Consider the following 15,049-nt stretch of genomic DNA (forward strand, 5'->3'; position numbering starts at 1 on the left):
CTAGCTCCCGCCCGATCGACGAAGGCCCCCACCATGACGGTGGGGGCCTTCGTCGTTCATGGTTCGTGTTCCTCAACATCTCTTTCGCAATGACTCTTGCGCAACGACCGTTGCGCGTCGTAGGGTCGAGCCATGACGCAGGATGAGAGCAGCGCAGACACCCGGACCAGCCGGAGCGACCCCGAGCGCATCCGCGCGCTGGCCCACCCGCTGCGGCTCGCGCTCCTGGAGTACCTGGACGACGTCGGCGAGGCCACGGCCACCCAGTGCGCCAGGCACACCGGCGAGTCGGTGGCCAACTGCTCGTTCCACCTGCGGCTCCTCGCCCGGTACGGGTTCATCGAGCCTGCGCCGCAGCGGGGGCGCGAGCGCCCGTGGCGGCCGAGTGCCGTCCGCGCCCAGTTCGTGCCCGACGAGTCCGTCCCCGGCTCGGTCCGCGCCGTCGTCGAGCTGGCGGAGGTGACCGTCGAGCAGGAGGCGCAGAGCTTCGTCAGCTTCCTGCGCGAGCGGGCCGACCGTGCCGACGAGCTGGCGGGGACCCCCTTGCCGGCCTCGATGACCAAGGACACGTTCTGGGCCACGCCGGAGGAGTCGGAGCAGCTGCTCGACGCCATCGGAGCCCTGCTCAAGCCGTACGTGGACCGCTCCCGCGACGTCGCCGCGCGGCCCGCCGGAGCCCGCCTCATGCGGTGGTTCGCCACGAGCCACCCGGACCTGCGTGTCGAACCCACGCCACCGGCTTCGTCAACCAGGTAGACGCACCTGATCCGGTCGCCCCGAGCGATCGCACCCGCACCGCAGCCCATCGCATCCGAGGAGGCGTGACATGGTCGCGCTGACGTACGACGTGCGCACCGTGCGCATCCCTGTCCCCCGGCTGGCGCTCCGCACCAGGACGCCCCGCCGGACCGACCGCCCCGTGGTCGTCGTCGAGCACTGGCAGCGCCTCGAGCACGAGACCGACGAGCGTCGTCGCGAGGCCCACCGAGCGGCCGCGCTCGCGCTGCACTCCTGACCCCTCGCTCCTGACCCCTCCCTCCCGGCCCTGAACGCCGTGCGCCGCACATCCGGCGGACGTAGCCTCAGGCGCAGGAGGCGGGTCGGATGGAGCGCTCGGCCGTGGTCCCCGTGCTGGTGGACCGACCGGCGGTGCCGTACGTGGGCATCAGCCGGACCGTCACCCCGGGCACGTTCTCGCAGGTGGCGGGCCGGTTCGCCGACCTGTTCGCCTGGCTTGCGGACCACAGCCTGACGCCCGCGGGGCCGCCGTTCTTCCGGTACGACGTCATCGACATGGACCGCGGCATGGTCGTCGAAGCCGGGGTGCCGCTGGCCGAGTCCGTCCACTGGGCCGACGGCGACGTCGTGCCGGGCGTCCTCCCGGCCGGCCGGTACGTGCTCACCAGCCACGTCGGGCCGCCCGAGGAGCTGGTCCAGGTCACCGCCTCGGTGCTCGCCTGGGCCGACGCCGAAGGGCTCGAGCTCGACCGGTGGAGCACCCCGGAGGGCGACGCCTGGGGCTGCCGCCTCGAGCTGCAGCTGTCGGACCCGCGGGTCGAGCCCGACATGACCGGCTGGGAGACGCAGCTGGTGTTCAGGCTCGCCGACACCGGTCCGGCCCGAGAGCCATCCGGGGACACGTCCGCGCCGAACCTTCGGTGACCCACTCGCACGACGGACGACGGATCCGATGTCCCAGCCTCAGCTCTTCGCTCCACCGCGGCAGCTCGCACCTGCCGAGCGGCGGGCCGCTGCGTGCTGGGGCACACTGGCCCGCGTGGACCGCGGACCGGACGAGGCTGACGCGCCCCGCTCGGCCGAGGCCCTGCTCTCGGACGTGGCGCAGGGCGACGACGTCGCGTTCGCCGCGTTGTACGACGCCCTCGGCCGCGGGGTCTTCGGCACCTGCCTCGGCGTCCTGCGGGACCCCGACCACGCCGCGGAGGTCGCGCAGGAGGTCTGGGTCGAGGTGTGGCGCACCGCCGCGCGCTACGACTCCGCGCGCGGCTCCGCTCGCACCTGGGCCTTGACGCTCGCCCACCGGCGGGCCGTCGACCGCGTCCGCTCCGTGCAGGCCCAGCGCGACCGCGACCAGCGGGTCCTCGACCAGAGCACCGAGCGGGAGCACGACGTCGTGGTCGACGAGGTCGAGTCCGCCCTCGAGCAGGTCCGGGTGCGCGACTGCCTCGGCTCGCTGACGCCCACCCAGAAGCAGGCGGTGGTGCTCGCGTACTACGGCGGCCGGACCTACCGTGAGGTCGCCGACGAGCTCGCGGCGCCGCTGCCCACCGTGAAGACGCGGATCCGGGACGGTCTGATCCGCCTGCGCGACTGCCTGGGGGTGGCCGCATGACCGACGACGAGGTCCGCTCCCTGCTCGGCGCCTACGCCCTGGACGCGGTCGACCCCGACGAGCGCGAGCTCGTCGAGCAGCTCGTCGCCAGCGACCCGTCGGCGGCCGCCGAGCTCGCCCAGCTGATGGAGGTCGCGGCCACCCTCGGCGAGGCCGTCGCCGGCGACCCCCCGGCCGCGCTGCGCGCGTCGGTCCTCGCCGCGGTCGTCGGCACGCCCCAGCTCGGCCCCCTGAGCAGCCCGCGGCACGTCGCGACGACGGCCGGGGTCCCCGCTGACGCCGACGAGACGCGTCCGGAGGTCCCGGACCTCGCGGACCGCCGACGCCGCGCTCCCGTGCGATGGCTCGCCGTCGCGGCGGCCGTCGTGATCGGCGCCGCCGTGCCCACCGCGCTCGCGATCCAGCAGGCGCACCGGGCCGACCAGCTCGAGCAGCAGCAGCAGGCGCTCGCGGACCTGCTCACCGACCCGTCGGCCGTCGTCGTCCACGGCGACATGACCGGCGGTGGCGTCGCGACCGCGATCCTCACCGACGAGGCGGCGCTGTTCAGCGCGGCCGGCCTGCCCGACCCGGGCGCCGACCACGTCTACCAGCTCTGGGTGGTCAGCGGCGACCAGGCGGCCTCGGCCGGCGTGCTCGCCGACGACGCCGGCACCGCCCGCCAGCTCGCCGACGACTTCTCGTCCGGCGACGCCCTGGCGGTCACGGTCGAACCGGCCGGCGGCTCCGACCAGCCGACGACGACCCCGCTGGTCGTCCTCTCCGCCACCTGACCCCTGGCCGCCGCGGCACTGACCGCGCCCGGGACCTCGCGATCCCCCGAGAACGTCACTTCGGAGCGAGAACGTCACTATGAACTGCCGTTCTCACGGCGAAGTGACGTTCTCACGGGCGCGGGCGGGGGGCGGGCGCATGGGATCGGGCGTGCCGGGGCATCGTGGCCGAACGCGACGGAGCCCCCTCGCCGTACCCTGCGAGGGGGCTCCGCACCTCCACCGGCCGTCAGGGGCGACCGGGAGCGCGCAGACGGACCGGCCGCCGGAGCGGCCGGTCCGCCGGGTCGTCACATCGTCGGCATCAGCACCGAGTCGATGAGGTAGACGGTGGCGTTGGCCGTGTGGACGCCGCCGCAGATGACCTTGGCGCCGTTCACCATCAGGTCGTCGCCGGAGCCGGTCACCTCGACCGTGCCGCCCTCGACGGTGGTCTGGGTGCCGACGACCATGTCGGGCGACAGCTGGCCGGGCACCACGTGGTACGTGAGGACCTTGGTCAGGGTGGCGCTGTCCGTCTTCAGGGACTCGATGGTGGCCGGGTCGACCTTGGCGAAGGCGTCGTCGACGGGCGCGAACACCGTGAACTCGCCGCCGTCGAGGGTGTCGACCAGGTTGACGTCCGGGTTGAGCTCGCCGGAGACGGCCGCGACGAGGGTGGTCAGCAGCGGGTTGTTGGACGCGGCGACGGCGACCGGGTCGGTGGACATGCCGGTGACCGAGCCGGGGCCGTCGGGGACCGCCGCGGCGTAGTCGGCACAGCCGGGGCCGACGAGGTCGGCGGCCGGGTCGGCGGTCATGGCGTCGTCGGTGGCCATGGGCGTGTCCATCGGCGTCTCCATGGCGGCCGACGAGTCCGAGCCGGCCGTGTCGTCGTTCGAGCCCGAGCTGCTGCAGGCCGTCAGGGCGAGGCCGGTGACGCCGGCCAGCAGGACGGCGGCGATGCGGGTGCGGTGCGTGGTGCGCATGGTGACTCTCCCTTGAACGTGGTCCGGGTGGGTGCCCGCCCGGTCGTCTCTCGGGTGGGGTTCGGGACGGTCGGGGGAGCGGATGGGTCGGATCGCCGGGGAGTTCCAGCCACCCATCCGCCGAGGTCACCGCATCGAACCTCCGGCATGGACCTGCTCACGCTCGCGCTCATCGGCCTCGTCGGTGGCCTCATCACCGGCATCTCGCCGTGCATCCTGCCGGTGCTGCCCGTCGTGTTCTTCGCGGGCGGCGTCGAGGCGGCCCGCACCCCGAAGGCCGTCAAGGTCGCGTCGGGCCGGGCCACGAAGGGGGCAGCAGGCGCGGTGGGTGCGATGGCCCAGCCGGCGTTCCTCTCGGGACCGACCGCGTGGGTGCCCGGCGGCGTCGCGACCCTGGAGGCTCCGGCACCCACCCGCGACCGCGCGTCGGCACGTCGGCCGTACCTCGTGATCCTCGGGCTGGTCACCAGCTTCACGATGGTCACGCTCGTCGGCACGGTGCTGCTCAACCTGCTCGGCCTGCCGCAGGACCTGCTGCGCTGGGCGGGCATCGTCGTGCTGGCGCTGCTGGGCCTCGGGCTGCTGGTGCCGAGGTTCGAGGAGGTCCTCGAGCGGCCGTTCCAGCGCCTGACTCCCACACGCGCCCCCGGCGCCGGACGCGGCGGCTTCGTGCTGGGCCTGGGGCTGGGTGCCGTCTACGTGCCGTGCGCGGGCCCCGTGCTCGCCGCGATCACGGTGGCGGGAGCGACCGGGGCCGTCGGCGTCAGCACGATCGTCCTGACCGTGGCGTTCGCGCTGGGTGCCGCGATCCCGTTGCTGGTCCTCGCGCTCGCGGGTCGCCGGGTCGCCGAGCGCATCGCCGCGTTCCGCACCCACCAGCGCGGCATCCGCGCGGCGGGCGGCGCGCTCATGATCGCGCTGGCCCTGGCATTGGCGTTCAACCTGACGGACGCGATCCAGCGCGCACTGCCCGGGTACACGGACGCGCTGCAGTCGCAGGTCGCCGCCAACGAGACGGTTCAGGAGCAGCTCAGCCTCGGCGGGCTGGTGACCGACGAGAACCGGCAGCTGGCCGCCTGCACCAACAACTCGGCGACCTTGGAGGACTGCGGACCGGCGCCGGCGATCCGCGGCATCGACACGTGGTTCAACACCCCGGACGGCGCCCCGGTCGACCTCGCCGACCTCAAGGGCAAGGTGGTGCTGCTCGACTTCTGGGCGTACTCCTGCATCAACTGCCAGCGTTCGGTCCCGCACGTCACCGCCTGGGACCAGGCCTACAAGGACGACGGGCTCGTGGTGATCGGCGTGCACACGCCCGAGTACGCGTTCGAGCGCGAGACCCGCAACGTCCAGGACGGTGCGCAGCGGCTCGGCATCACGTACCCGGTGGCGCAGGACAACTCCTACGCCACGTGGACCGCGTACCGGAACCGGTTCTGGCCGGCGCACTACCTGATCGACGCCGACGGCCGGATCCGGCAGGTCTCGCAGGGGGAGGGTGGGTACGCGCAGACCGAGACGCTGATCCGCGACCTGCTGACGGCGGCGGACCCGAGCGTGCGGCTCCCGGCCCGGACGCAGGTGGACGACACCACGCCCTCCGGTGACGTCACGCCGGAGACGTTCCTCTCGGTGAGCAAGCACACCAACGTGGCGGGCGACTACCGGGAGGGCATGGCGACGTACGCGCTCCCGGCGAAGCAGGCGCCCGACACCGTGGCGTTCGGCGGGACGTGGACCACCGACTACCAGGGGGCCACGGCGGGGCCGGACGCGACCCTGCGCCTGCGGTATCACGCCACGGTGGTCCAGGCAGTCATCGGTGGCACGGGGACGGTCACGGCGACGGTGCGCGACGGCGACGGGACGGTCGTGGACCGGGTCGCCGTCACCGTCGACGGCTCCCCGAAGGCGTATCGGCTGGTCAGCAGCCGGTCCCTGCAGAAGGGATCCGTCGAGCTGACCGCGTCGGAGGGTCTCCAGGTCTTCTCGTTCACGTTCGGGTGAGCACGAAGATGAGCGGGGCGTCCGCCGTCAGATACGGCCATGTGGGTGAAATGGACGAATGTCCGATTTTGGTGCCGTTGACACGCTTCCACGACCTCTCATGTTGCTCTAATGTCTGACTTGTCAGCGAAAACGGCAAACCCTCTGCAAGGAGGGGACGCAAAGCCACGGGACCTACAGGGTCAGCCGGGCTACCGAACAGACAGGACAGTGTCATGGACCAGCGTGGGTACTCAGTAGACCCGTCCGAGACCGCCATCAACCTCACCCCGGCTTTCCCGGCTCCGCGCCTGCAGGCGTGGGCGGGACTTGCTGCTCGCCGCAGCATGATCGAGTCGGTGCCGGCGCAGCGTGAGAACGCTGCTGCCTGAGAACGTCGCCCTTCACAGAACCCCTCTGACCTCCACGGTCCGGGGGGTTCTGTGATTCTGCAGGTCAGCGGCGAGACCTGTGTTCGCGATGCGCGGATTGTCCGTTAACCTCACCACAAGCGGGCCTGCCACTGGGGTCGGCCGCAGTCGAGAGAAGGTCGCATGAACAGCTTTGCGCAGTGGTTCTGGCTGCTGATCTGGTGGTTCCTGTTCTTCGCCTACCTCGTCATCCTCTTCCAGATCATCGGGGACCTCTTCCGCGACCACGCGTTGAGCGGGTGGCTGAAGGCCCTGTGGATCATCGGCCTGATCGTCCTGCCGTTCCTGGTGGCCCTGATCTACGTGATCGCCAGGGGCAAGGGCATGGCTGAGCGGCAGCTGGCAGCGGTCCAGCAGGCGAAGACGGAGACGGACGCGTACATCCGCGACGTGGCATCAGCGAAGTCGCCCGCTGACCACATCGCCGACGCGAAGCAGCTCCTGGACTCCGGCGCCATCGACGCCGACGAGTACGCGGCCCTCAAGGCCAAGGCGCTCGCCTGACCGACGGCAGCATCCTCCGGGCCGGCACCGCACAGGTGCCGGCCCGGAGGTGTCTCTACAGCTCGCCGGTCTTCTGCAGGTAGCGCATCGCCGCCCAGCCGAGCGGGATCCGCAGCCAGTACGTGGCCACGCGGAAGAGCACCGCGATGGACGTGGCGATACCGGGGTTGATGCCGGTGATGCTGGTGAGCGTGCCGGCCAGGGCCAGCTCGATGGTGCCCATGCCGCCGGGCGTCGGCACCAGCGCACCGGCCGTGTTGCCGGCCAGGTAGACCAGCGCCACCTGGATCAGGCTGGCGGACTGCCCGAACGCGGCGAGGCTGGCGTCGAACGCGAAGATGAAGCCGAGCGTCATGAGCAGGTTGCCGCCGAACGCGAGCGCCAGGCGCCACGGCTGGCCCAGGACCTCGATGAGCCGCGGCCACGTCTGACGCAGGGTCGGCATGGTCTTGGCGAGCACCCACTGACGGACCTTGGGCACCAGCAGCCCGGAGGCGACCAGCGCGGCGACGATGCCGATGACCAGCAGGACCGCCGGCGAGATCGGCAGCGCGGACTCCGAGTTCCCCGAGGCGATGGTCAGCACCAGCAGCAGGCCCAGGGTCACCACGAACTGGCTGACCTGGACCAGGGCGACGGTCGCCGCCGAGAGCGTCGTCGACACCCCGCGCCGCTGGAGCATCCGCAGGTTCAGGGCCGCAGGCCCGATGCCGGCCGGGGCGGCCAGCCCGACGAACGTGGCCGCCGTCTGCACCAGGGTGGCCCGCCAGAGCGGCAGCTTGACCGGGGAGAACGCGACGAACGACAGGGCTGCGCCGACGAGCGTGATCAGCCCGAGCACGAAGGCGACGACGGTCCAGCGCCAGTCGCCGGCCGCGAGCGCCGAGGTGATCTCCTCGACGTTGATGCTCGTGATGACGAAGACGATGGCGATGATCGGCACGACGATGGTCAGCACCGTGCGGGCGCCGAACCGGACCAGCTGCTGCGGCTCGACGTCGGCCTCGGGCAGCCGGTCGACGAGGGCCGACCGCAGCTCCGCGAGCACCTTCTTGTTCGCGCGCATCTCGTCGCGGGTCAGGCGCGGGAGCGTGATGGTCTGCAGGAGCGGGCCGATCTCCGCGATGTGCGTGCCGGGCAGCACGGCGACCGCGGAGTCGAGCGCACGGGTGGCGCCGACCCGCAGGGCGAGCAGCGCGACGAGCTGCGTGACGTCCATGCGGCGGGCCAGCTCGGACGAGGCGACGTCGCCCTGCTCCCAGCTGGTCAGCCAGACGAAGGGGCTGCCGACAGCGGTCTCGACGAGCAGGACGTCGCTGGTCAGGGAGCGGTGGGCGATGCCGGCGTCGTGCGCGAGCTGCAGCTGCGCCCAGATCTCCCGGAGCACCTCGTCGGTGAGCGCCTCCGGGTCGAGGTCCCCCAGCGGCACGGCGTGGCCGGGGCGTTCCTGCACCAGGAGCATGGAGTCGTCGGCCTCGGCGATGCTGAGCAGCTTCGGCGTGCGGACGCCGGCCGCGCGGGCCGCGTAGGCCAGCAGGGCGGAGCGCTCGGCGGCCTGACGCAGCGACACCACGGACCGGCCCTCGATCCCGCGCATCCGCAGCGACCGCCACAGACGCGAGAGCATGCCGACCACCTGCCGGTCGCCGTCGATGACGACCAGGTCGAGCTCGTCACCTGAGTCGGTGGTGAGCTCGTACACGCGGTGGTCGGTGGAGCGGGTCAGCGCCCGGGCCGCGGAGTCGCCGTCCAGCTGGGACGTGCCGGTGGTCTCGTCGGCGACCCGGCTGAGCCGGACCGGCTCGAAGCCCGCTCGGCGGACACCGGCGACCAGGCTCGAGCCGTACGCCCGCTCGGACTGCACGCCGGACAGGTACCGCACGCCCAGGCCGGTCACGCGCCCGACCAGGAACGACACCACGAGGCCCGGCAGGGAGACGCCGGCGGTGATGAGCAGCACGCCGATCGCGACCCACAGCAGGTTCCACGACCACTTGACGGTGCGCCGGCGCCCGCGGGGTCCGACGACGGTGAGCAGCCCGACCAGCAGCGCGACGTACGTGGGCAGGGTGACCACCCACTCGCCGTTCGAGCGGATCGACATGCCGATCACCAGCTCGTCGGAGCCGAACGTCTCGATGGCCCACAGGGCGGCCTCGTTGAGGACCAGCGCCGCGAACGCCGCGAGCAGGCCGTCGATGATCTGGCGGCCGAGCCTCCGGAACGCGAGCTCGGTGACGACGGCGAGGGGGACCGCGAGGATGACGAACCCCTCGAGCACCCGGACGGGCACGAACAGGATCCGCTGCAGCAGGTTGGCGAACCCCTGGACATCCTCGGCGACGCCCGTCGTCGTGTTGTGCGCGTAGGTGGCGAGCACCAGCACGAGTGCGATGCCGAGCGCCGACAGGATGGTGCCCAGCAGGTCGCTCGGGTGGTGCACCCGGACGGTCGGGACGTCGTCGATCGCGACGGACGCCTCCGTGGGCCGGGGCTCGACGGGCGCGTCGTCGTCCGCGGGCGCAGCGGCCACGGCCGCCGCGCGACTGGCGGGCGTCGCGGACATAGGGGCGAGTCTAGGCAGCGTGGCTGTCCGGACCCGGCAGGGCGGGCCGCCCGTCTCGTTGCGCTCGTCACGGTTCTCTGACCTGGTCCGACGCAAATGCGCGCGTTCGAGCGCTGTGTCGGGATCGTCCACTACCGTGAGCGCGCGAGGGGGCGTTCCCTCGACCCGACCTACCCGTGGAGGCCCCGATGTCCGACGACCTGACCGCCGCCGACGTCTCCACCGCGCTCCGCCGTGTCTGGTGGCTGCCGGTCCTGCGTGGCGTGGTGCTGCTGATCCTCGGCCTGCTGATGCTCGTCCAGCCGTTGTGGTCGGTGACCGCGCTCGTGTGGATCTTCGGCATCTTCGTGATCCTGGACGGCCTGATCACCATCGCCCAGTGGTTCGGCAACCGCAGCGAGCCCGGCGCCGGCTGGTTCCTGCTGTCCGGCATCGTCGGGCTGGTGCTCGGGATCGTCGTCGTGGTCTGGACCCCGGAGACCGCGCAGATCCTCTACTACCTGATCGCGGCCTGGATCCTCCTGATCGGCGTGCTCGCCATCATCGCGTCGGTCGTGCTGTACCGGGCGCGGGACATCGGCTGGTACTGGGTGCTCACGTTCGGGCTGCTGTCGTTCCTGTTCAGCCTGCTGCTCTTCACGCACCCGCAGACCATCGTCAAGGTCGTCGTCGTGGTGCTGGGGCTCTTCGCGTTCGTCGCCGGTGTCGTGCTGGTGGTGAGCGGGTTCGCCACCAAGCAGCTGGCCAAGGACCTCGGGACCAGCTCCGCGACCGTCTAGCTAGTTGAGGCCCAGCGCCGCGATCCAGGCGGCGGGGACCAGGGCGTAGCCGATGAACACGACCATGTCCATGATCGTGTGCGCGACCACCAGCGGCATGACCCGTCGCCGACGGCGGTAGTACTCGGCGAACACCAGGCCCATGATCGCGTTCCCCGCGAACGCGCCCCAGCCCTGGTACAGGTGGTACGAGCCGCGCAGGAGCGCACTGGCGACGACGATCGCCGGTGCGCTCCAGCGCAGCTCGCGCAGCCGCTCCATCAGGTAGCCGACGACGATGACCTCCTCCAGCAGCGCGTTCTGCAGCGCCGCGAGGATCAGCACGGGGATGGTCCACCACGCCGCGTTGAGCGCCGACGCCTGCACCTGGACCGCCAGCCCCATCGCGCGGGCGATCGCGTACAGCCCGAGCCCGGGGATGCCGATCAGCGCGGCGAGCCCCACGCCGACGCCCAGGTCACGCCACGGCCGCGTGAACGTCAGCCCGATGCGCCGGACCGCCGACTTCCCGTTGGCCGACAGCAGGTACAGAGCCAGCGCGACAGGCACCAGCGCGAACCCGATCTGCAGCAGCTGGTAGGTGAGGTCCAGCCACGGCCGGGGCGAGCGGCTCGGGTTGAGCGTCGTCGTCTGGTCGCCCAGCGGCGGCCCGGCGGTGAGCCGGTCGATGATGTTGACCACCGCGTACAGCCCGGACCGGCCCAGCGACAGGCCGAGGACGATCCAGATCTCGGTGGTGATCCGGCGGCGGTAGGCCCGGTCGCCCGGCGGCGGGGCCGTGGTCCGCTCGGTGTCGCGGGGGGCCTCGGCGACGAGCCCGCCCCGCGCGGGACCGTCCGGGCTCGCGTCGTCTGGCGTCGGCGTCGGCGCTGTCATGGGCGCAGCGTAGGCCGGAACGCTGGACGCCACCTGGACGCCGGCTGGGTCCGCCCGGACCGCGAGCGGTCGGACCGCGCGAGTGCGCCCGGCCTGCCGCGGGCGCGCCGTCCGTCTGCGAGCGCGCTCGTCCGTTGCCGAGCGCGCCCGCCCGTCGCCGACGGCGTGCCTGTGGCGGGCGCGCTCGGCGCCGAAGACCCGGTCTCGGCGACGGGGGGCCGCGCTCGCCGCGCCGGTCGCCGCGTCCCTGGCCGACGGTGCTTGCGCCGGTCCGACTGCCTGACTGCGCTCGTTGGTTGTCGAGCGCGCCTTCCCGTCGCCGACGGCGTGCCTGCGGCGAGCGCGCTCGGTGACGACAACCCGCGCTCGGCGACGGGGGCTGCGCTCGGCGATGGGGGTGCGGCGGCGGCCAGATGGGTCTTGCGGAGACTGGGTCGGCAAACTAGTTTGTGATGCAAAGTAGGGGGTTGTCCGATGTCGATCGATGAGCCGCGAGATGCCGAGAAGCCCGCGGGGGTGCCCGGAACCGGCACCGGGGCGGGCACCGGGACCGAGGCGGGCACCGGGACCGAGGCCCACGCCGAGGTGGCGACCGGGACACGGGCCCACGCCGAGGTGGAGACCGGGACACGGGCCCACGCCGAGGTGGAGACCGGGACACGGGCCGACGCCGAGGTGGAGACCGGGACCGAGGGAGAAACGGGGTCCGGGACCGAGATCGGCGCCGGGGCAGAGAAGAGGACCGGGGCTGCGGGGGTCGACGACGCGCCTGCGCTCGCGGATGCGCTCGCGATCATTGCGGCGCAGCGGGCCCGGGCCGGCGACGTGCGGCCGTCGAGCGCACTGCTGTTCGGCGTGTGGGGCGCGGTCTGGCTGGTCGGGTACGGGGCGATGTGGCTCACCGCGCGCGACGACGACACCCCGTCGGTCCTGGCCGGGGCGATCGCCATCGGCGGAGGGGTGCTCGCGCTCGTCGTGACGATCGTGCACATCACGCGGCGGACGCGGGGCATCGCCGGAGCGAGCGCGCGGCAGGGGGCGATGCTCGGGTGGGCCTGGGCGATCGGGTTCCTCGCGCAGAGCATGATCGTCGGCGGCCTGGCGCAGGCCGGGGCGTCGGGCGAGGTCATCGCGCTGGCGGCCAACGCGATCGCGGCGCTGGTGGTCGGCCTGCTGTACCTCGCGGGGGGCATCCTCTGGCGGTCGACGGGCATGTACGTGCTCGGCGGGTGGATCGCGCTGGTCGGGGCCGCCGCGGCGATCGCCGGGCTGCCCGGCTCGTACCTGGTGATGGCGGCGGCCGGCGGCGGCGGGATGCTCGTCCTCGCGGCGGTGGAGAAGGCCCGTGCCTGAGGTCGAGCTCGACCCGGTCATCCACGCGCAGGCCCGCCTCCGCGTGGTGGCGACCCTGGCGGCGCTGGGCGCCCATGACCGCATCGCGTTCCCGCGGCTGCAGAAGCTGCTGGACATGACGGCAGGGAACCTGTCGACCCACCTACGTCGGCTCGAGGAGGCGGACTACGTGACGATCACCAAGACGCACGAGGGACGGACACCGGCCACCTACGTGGCACTCACGCTCACCGGGCGGTCGGCGTTCGAGAGGTACACACGGTCGCTGCGCGCGCTGCTGGACGGTGCGTCGTGACCGCCGTCGTGGAGCTGGTCGGGGTGACCCGGACGTTCGGGCCGGTCAGAGCGCTGGACGACGTGTCGCTGACGGTCGGCGAGGGTGAGCTGGTCGGGCTGCTCGGGCCCAACGGCGCCGGCAAGACCACGCTGCTCAGCCTGGTCAGCGGGCTGCGGAAGCAGGACTCCGGCGAGGTCCGGCTGTTCGGCGGCGACCCGCGCAGGGCGTCGTCGCGGATCGGGCTCGGGACCACACCCCAGGAGACGGGCCTGCCGCCGACGCTGACGGTCGGAGAGGTGGTCGACCTCGTCGCGAAGCACTATCCGGCTCCCATGACGCGGGGCGAGGTGCTCGCGCGGTTCGGGCTCGAGGACCTGGTCGGGCGGCAGACCGGCGGGTTGTCGGGCGGGCAGAAGCGGCGGCTGGCGGTGGCCCTCGCGCTCGTCGGCAGACCACGGCTGGTGCTGCTGGACGAGCCGACCACCGGGCTGGACGTCGAGGCGCGGCACATCCTGTGGCAGGCGCTGCGCGACTACCACGCCGACGGCGCGACCGTGCTGCTGACCAGCCACTACCTCGAGGAGATCGAGGCGCTGGCCGACCGCGTCGTGGTCATCGGTGGGGGTCGCGTGCTTGCCGACGACAGCCTGGGGTCGGTGCTCGGGCTGGTGGCGCTGCGCCGCGTGATCCTCTCGCTGCCGCCGTCGTCGGACGTCGACCTCGCGCGGCTGCCCGGCGCGCAGAGCGCGGAGCGGGGCCCGGACGGGCGGTGGACGGTCCTGGCGAGCGACGCCGACCGGCTGGTGCGCGCGCTCGTCGTCGAGGACGTGCCGTTCCACGGCCTCGAGATGCGCGGCGCCTCGCTCGAGGAGGCGTTCCTCGCCCTGACGCACGAGTCCCGCGAGCAGGAGGTCGTCCGATGAGCACCGCCACGCTGACCCCGAGGCCCTTCTGGGCGCTGGCCGTGGTGCACGCCCGGTTCCAGTTCCTGGAGACCATCCGGATCCCCATCGCGGTCATCGGCAACCTGCTGTTCCCGTCGCTGGCGCTGCTGTTCTTCGTCATCCCGCAGCGGGCGGTGGCCGACGACCCCGGCATCGCCACGGCCGCGATCGCGCAGCTCGGGGTGTTCGCCGTGATGTCGACGTGCCTGTTCTCGTTCGGGGTCGGCGTCTCCGAGGACCGCGCGCTGCCGTTCGACCCGTTCCTTCGCACGCTGCCGGCCGGCGCCGGACCTCGGCTGGTGGGCCGCGTGCTCAACGGCGTCCTCTGGTCCTACCTCGCGCTCGTCCCGCTCGTGCTGCTCGGGGCGGTCGCGACGGCCGCGACCGTGACGCCGTCGCAGGCGCTCGCCGCGATCGTCATGGTGCCCGCCGTGGCCGTCCCGTTCCTGCTGCTCGGGCTGGCGATCGGGTACCGGCTGAGCTCGAAGGCGGCGATCGCCGTGGTGCAGGCGACGCTGTTCCCGCTCGCGTTCGCCGGCGGCCTGTTCCTGCCGCCCGAGGCGTTCCCGGCGTGGCTCGATGCGATCTCGAAGCTGCTCCCGTCGAGGGCCGCCCGCGACCTGGCCGTGCAGGCCGTCACTGGCTACCCCGCCTACGGCTACGCGGTGCTGGTGATCCTCGCGTGGACGGTGCTGTTCGCGGCCATGGCGGTGACGGCGTACCGGCGCGACGAGGGCCGCCGGTTCCACTAAGGACTGGGCCGTGTGGCGTCCCGACCGAGCGGGCCTGGGCGGTACGGTCGCTCTCGGTTCGGCAGCACGGCCGAGCCGGGAGCGGCGGGGAGCTAGCGGTGACTCACGCGAGGCCCCTCCCGCCCGCCGTTCGACGGAACCTGCGAGCGCACGCCAGTGAGACCGGGATGCTGTCGTACGCGCAATTCAACAGGCTCCGCGGGTATCCGTCCCGGGGCGGCTGGGGGCAGGTCGTCGTGATGGTCGATCGCGAGCGAGCGGCGAGTCTCGATCAGCTCCACCGGGGGCCGCACTGGCGTCGCCTCGACCCTGGCAACCATCACGTCGAGGTCCTCGTTGGCGGCGGGCGCCCAGCATTTGCCACCGCAGACCTCGAGATCGCGGAGGGACGGGTGATCGTCGTCAATGTTTGGCCGGCGGAGTTCTGGCCCTTCGGGCGCGGTGGGGCGGCCGTCTCGTTGAGCGTGTATCCGGCCTAGCTGTC

17 protein-coding genes and 1 riboswitch are annotated in these 15,049 nt (G+C 72.6%); of the genes, 14 read left to right on the forward strand and 3 right to left on the reverse strand.

Annotation, left to right across the window (positions count from 1 at the left end; genetic code table 11):
• The first annotated feature begins 132 nt into the window (after positions 1-132).
• The 5 genes from AC1DWH_RS12360 to AC1DWH_RS12380 all read left to right on the forward strand — a co-directional run bounded on the left by AC1DWH_RS12360 (position 133) and on the right by AC1DWH_RS12380 (position 3,126).
• Positions 133-756: an ArsR/SmtB family transcription factor gene (locus AC1DWH_RS12360; protein WP_477093920.1), complete on the forward strand. Its 624-nt coding sequence runs from the start codon at positions 133-135 to the stop codon at positions 754-756.
• A 70-nt stretch (positions 757-826) separates the two neighbouring features.
• Complete coding sequence (locus AC1DWH_RS12365) at positions 827-1,015, forward strand: hypothetical protein (protein ID WP_477093921.1); 189 nt, start codon at positions 827-829, stop codon at positions 1,013-1,015.
• Between the two features lie 89 nt (positions 1,016-1,104).
• Positions 1,105-1,662, forward strand: a complete 558-nt coding sequence (locus AC1DWH_RS12370; protein WP_477093922.1) for a GyrI-like domain-containing protein — start codon at positions 1,105-1,107, stop codon at positions 1,660-1,662.
• A gap of 115 nt (positions 1,663-1,777) precedes the next feature.
• Positions 1,778-2,353, forward strand: coding sequence for an ECF RNA polymerase sigma factor SigK (sigK, locus tag AC1DWH_RS12375; protein ID WP_456843851.1), 576 nt, complete (start codon positions 1,778-1,780; stop codon positions 2,351-2,353).
• Positions 2,350-3,126: an anti-sigma factor gene (locus AC1DWH_RS12380; protein ID WP_477093923.1), complete on the forward strand. Its 777-nt coding sequence runs from the start codon at positions 2,350-2,352 to the stop codon at positions 3,124-3,126. The genes sigK and AC1DWH_RS12380 overlap by 4 nt, the downstream gene beginning before the upstream one ends.
• Positions 3,127-3,416: 290 nt before the next feature.
• Here AC1DWH_RS12380 and AC1DWH_RS12385 read toward each other — a convergent pair whose 3' ends face one another.
• Positions 3,417-4,094 (reverse strand): fasciclin domain-containing protein, encoded by a 678-nt coding sequence (locus tag AC1DWH_RS12385; RefSeq protein ID WP_477093924.1) that lies wholly within the window; start codon positions 4,092-4,094, stop codon positions 3,417-3,419.
• A gap of 147 nt (positions 4,095-4,241) precedes the next feature.
• On the opposite strand from AC1DWH_RS12385, the gene AC1DWH_RS12390 reads away from it, so the two are divergent.
• The 3 genes from AC1DWH_RS12390 (at position 4,242) to AC1DWH_RS12400 (ending at position 7,018) form a co-directional block, all read left to right on the forward strand.
• Positions 4,242-6,104 (forward strand): cytochrome c biogenesis protein DipZ, encoded by a 1,863-nt coding sequence (locus AC1DWH_RS12390; RefSeq protein WP_477093925.1) that lies wholly within the window; start codon positions 4,242-4,244, stop codon positions 6,102-6,104.
• Between the two features lie 124 nt (positions 6,105-6,228).
• A riboswitch (cyclic di-GMP riboswitch) is annotated at positions 6,229-6,303 on the forward strand.
• A 16-nt stretch (positions 6,304-6,319) separates the two neighbouring features.
• Positions 6,320-6,475 (forward strand): hypothetical protein, encoded by a 156-nt coding sequence (locus tag AC1DWH_RS12395; protein WP_456843847.1) that lies wholly within the window; start codon positions 6,320-6,322, stop codon positions 6,473-6,475.
• 162 nt (positions 6,476-6,637) lie between these two features.
• Complete coding sequence (locus AC1DWH_RS12400) at positions 6,638-7,018, forward strand: SHOCT domain-containing protein (protein ID WP_477093926.1); 381 nt, start codon at positions 6,638-6,640, stop codon at positions 7,016-7,018.
• A 55-nt stretch (positions 7,019-7,073) separates the two neighbouring features.
• Here the strand turns inward: AC1DWH_RS12400 and AC1DWH_RS12405 are convergent, their stop codons facing one another.
• A complete protein-coding gene (locus tag AC1DWH_RS12405) occupies positions 7,074-9,584 on the reverse strand; it encodes a flippase-like domain-containing protein (protein ID WP_477093927.1) in 2,511 nt (836 codons plus the stop codon).
• A 188-nt stretch (positions 9,585-9,772) separates the two neighbouring features.
• On the opposite strand from AC1DWH_RS12405, the gene AC1DWH_RS12410 reads away from it, so the two are divergent.
• The gene (locus tag AC1DWH_RS12410) at positions 9,773-10,363 is read left to right on the forward strand and encodes an HdeD family acid-resistance protein (RefSeq protein ID WP_477093928.1); all 591 of its coding nucleotides are present in this window, start codon (positions 9,773-9,775) and stop codon (positions 10,361-10,363) included.
• On the opposite strand, the gene AC1DWH_RS12415 is transcribed toward AC1DWH_RS12410, so the two are convergent.
• On the reverse strand, positions 10,364-11,239 hold the full coding sequence (locus tag AC1DWH_RS12415) for a CPBP family intramembrane glutamic endopeptidase (RefSeq protein WP_477093929.1): 876 nt from the start codon (positions 11,237-11,239) through the stop codon (positions 10,364-10,366).
• Between the two features lie 474 nt (positions 11,240-11,713).
• Here AC1DWH_RS12415 and AC1DWH_RS12420 point away from each other — a divergent pair, with 474 nt between their 5' ends.
• The 5 genes from AC1DWH_RS12420 (at position 11,714) to AC1DWH_RS12440 (ending at position 15,044) form a co-directional block, all read left to right on the forward strand.
• The gene (locus tag AC1DWH_RS12420) at positions 11,714-12,592 is read left to right on the forward strand and encodes a hypothetical protein (protein WP_477093930.1); all 879 of its coding nucleotides are present in this window, start codon (positions 11,714-11,716) and stop codon (positions 12,590-12,592) included.
• The gene (locus tag AC1DWH_RS12425; protein WP_456843841.1) at positions 12,585-12,887 is read left to right on the forward strand and encodes a transcriptional regulator; all 303 of its coding nucleotides are present in this window, start codon (positions 12,585-12,587) and stop codon (positions 12,885-12,887) included. The genes AC1DWH_RS12420 and AC1DWH_RS12425 overlap by 8 nt, the downstream gene beginning before the upstream one ends.
• Positions 12,884-13,792, forward strand: coding sequence for an ABC transporter ATP-binding protein (locus tag AC1DWH_RS12430; RefSeq protein ID WP_477093931.1), 909 nt, complete (start codon positions 12,884-12,886; stop codon positions 13,790-13,792). Before AC1DWH_RS12425 ends, AC1DWH_RS12430 begins: the two co-directional genes overlap by 4 nt.
• Positions 13,789-14,565 (forward strand): ABC transporter permease, encoded by a 777-nt coding sequence (locus AC1DWH_RS12435; RefSeq protein ID WP_456843839.1) that lies wholly within the window; start codon positions 13,789-13,791, stop codon positions 14,563-14,565. Before AC1DWH_RS12430 ends, AC1DWH_RS12435 begins: the two co-directional genes overlap by 4 nt.
• Positions 14,566-14,732: 167 nt before the next feature.
• The gene (locus AC1DWH_RS12440) at positions 14,733-15,044 is read left to right on the forward strand and encodes a hypothetical protein (RefSeq protein WP_477093932.1); all 312 of its coding nucleotides are present in this window, start codon (positions 14,733-14,735) and stop codon (positions 15,042-15,044) included.
• Positions 15,045-15,049 lie beyond the last annotated feature (5 nt).

The sequence above is a fragment of the Cellulomonas sp. P2_F12 genome (genome assembly GCF_056403775.1).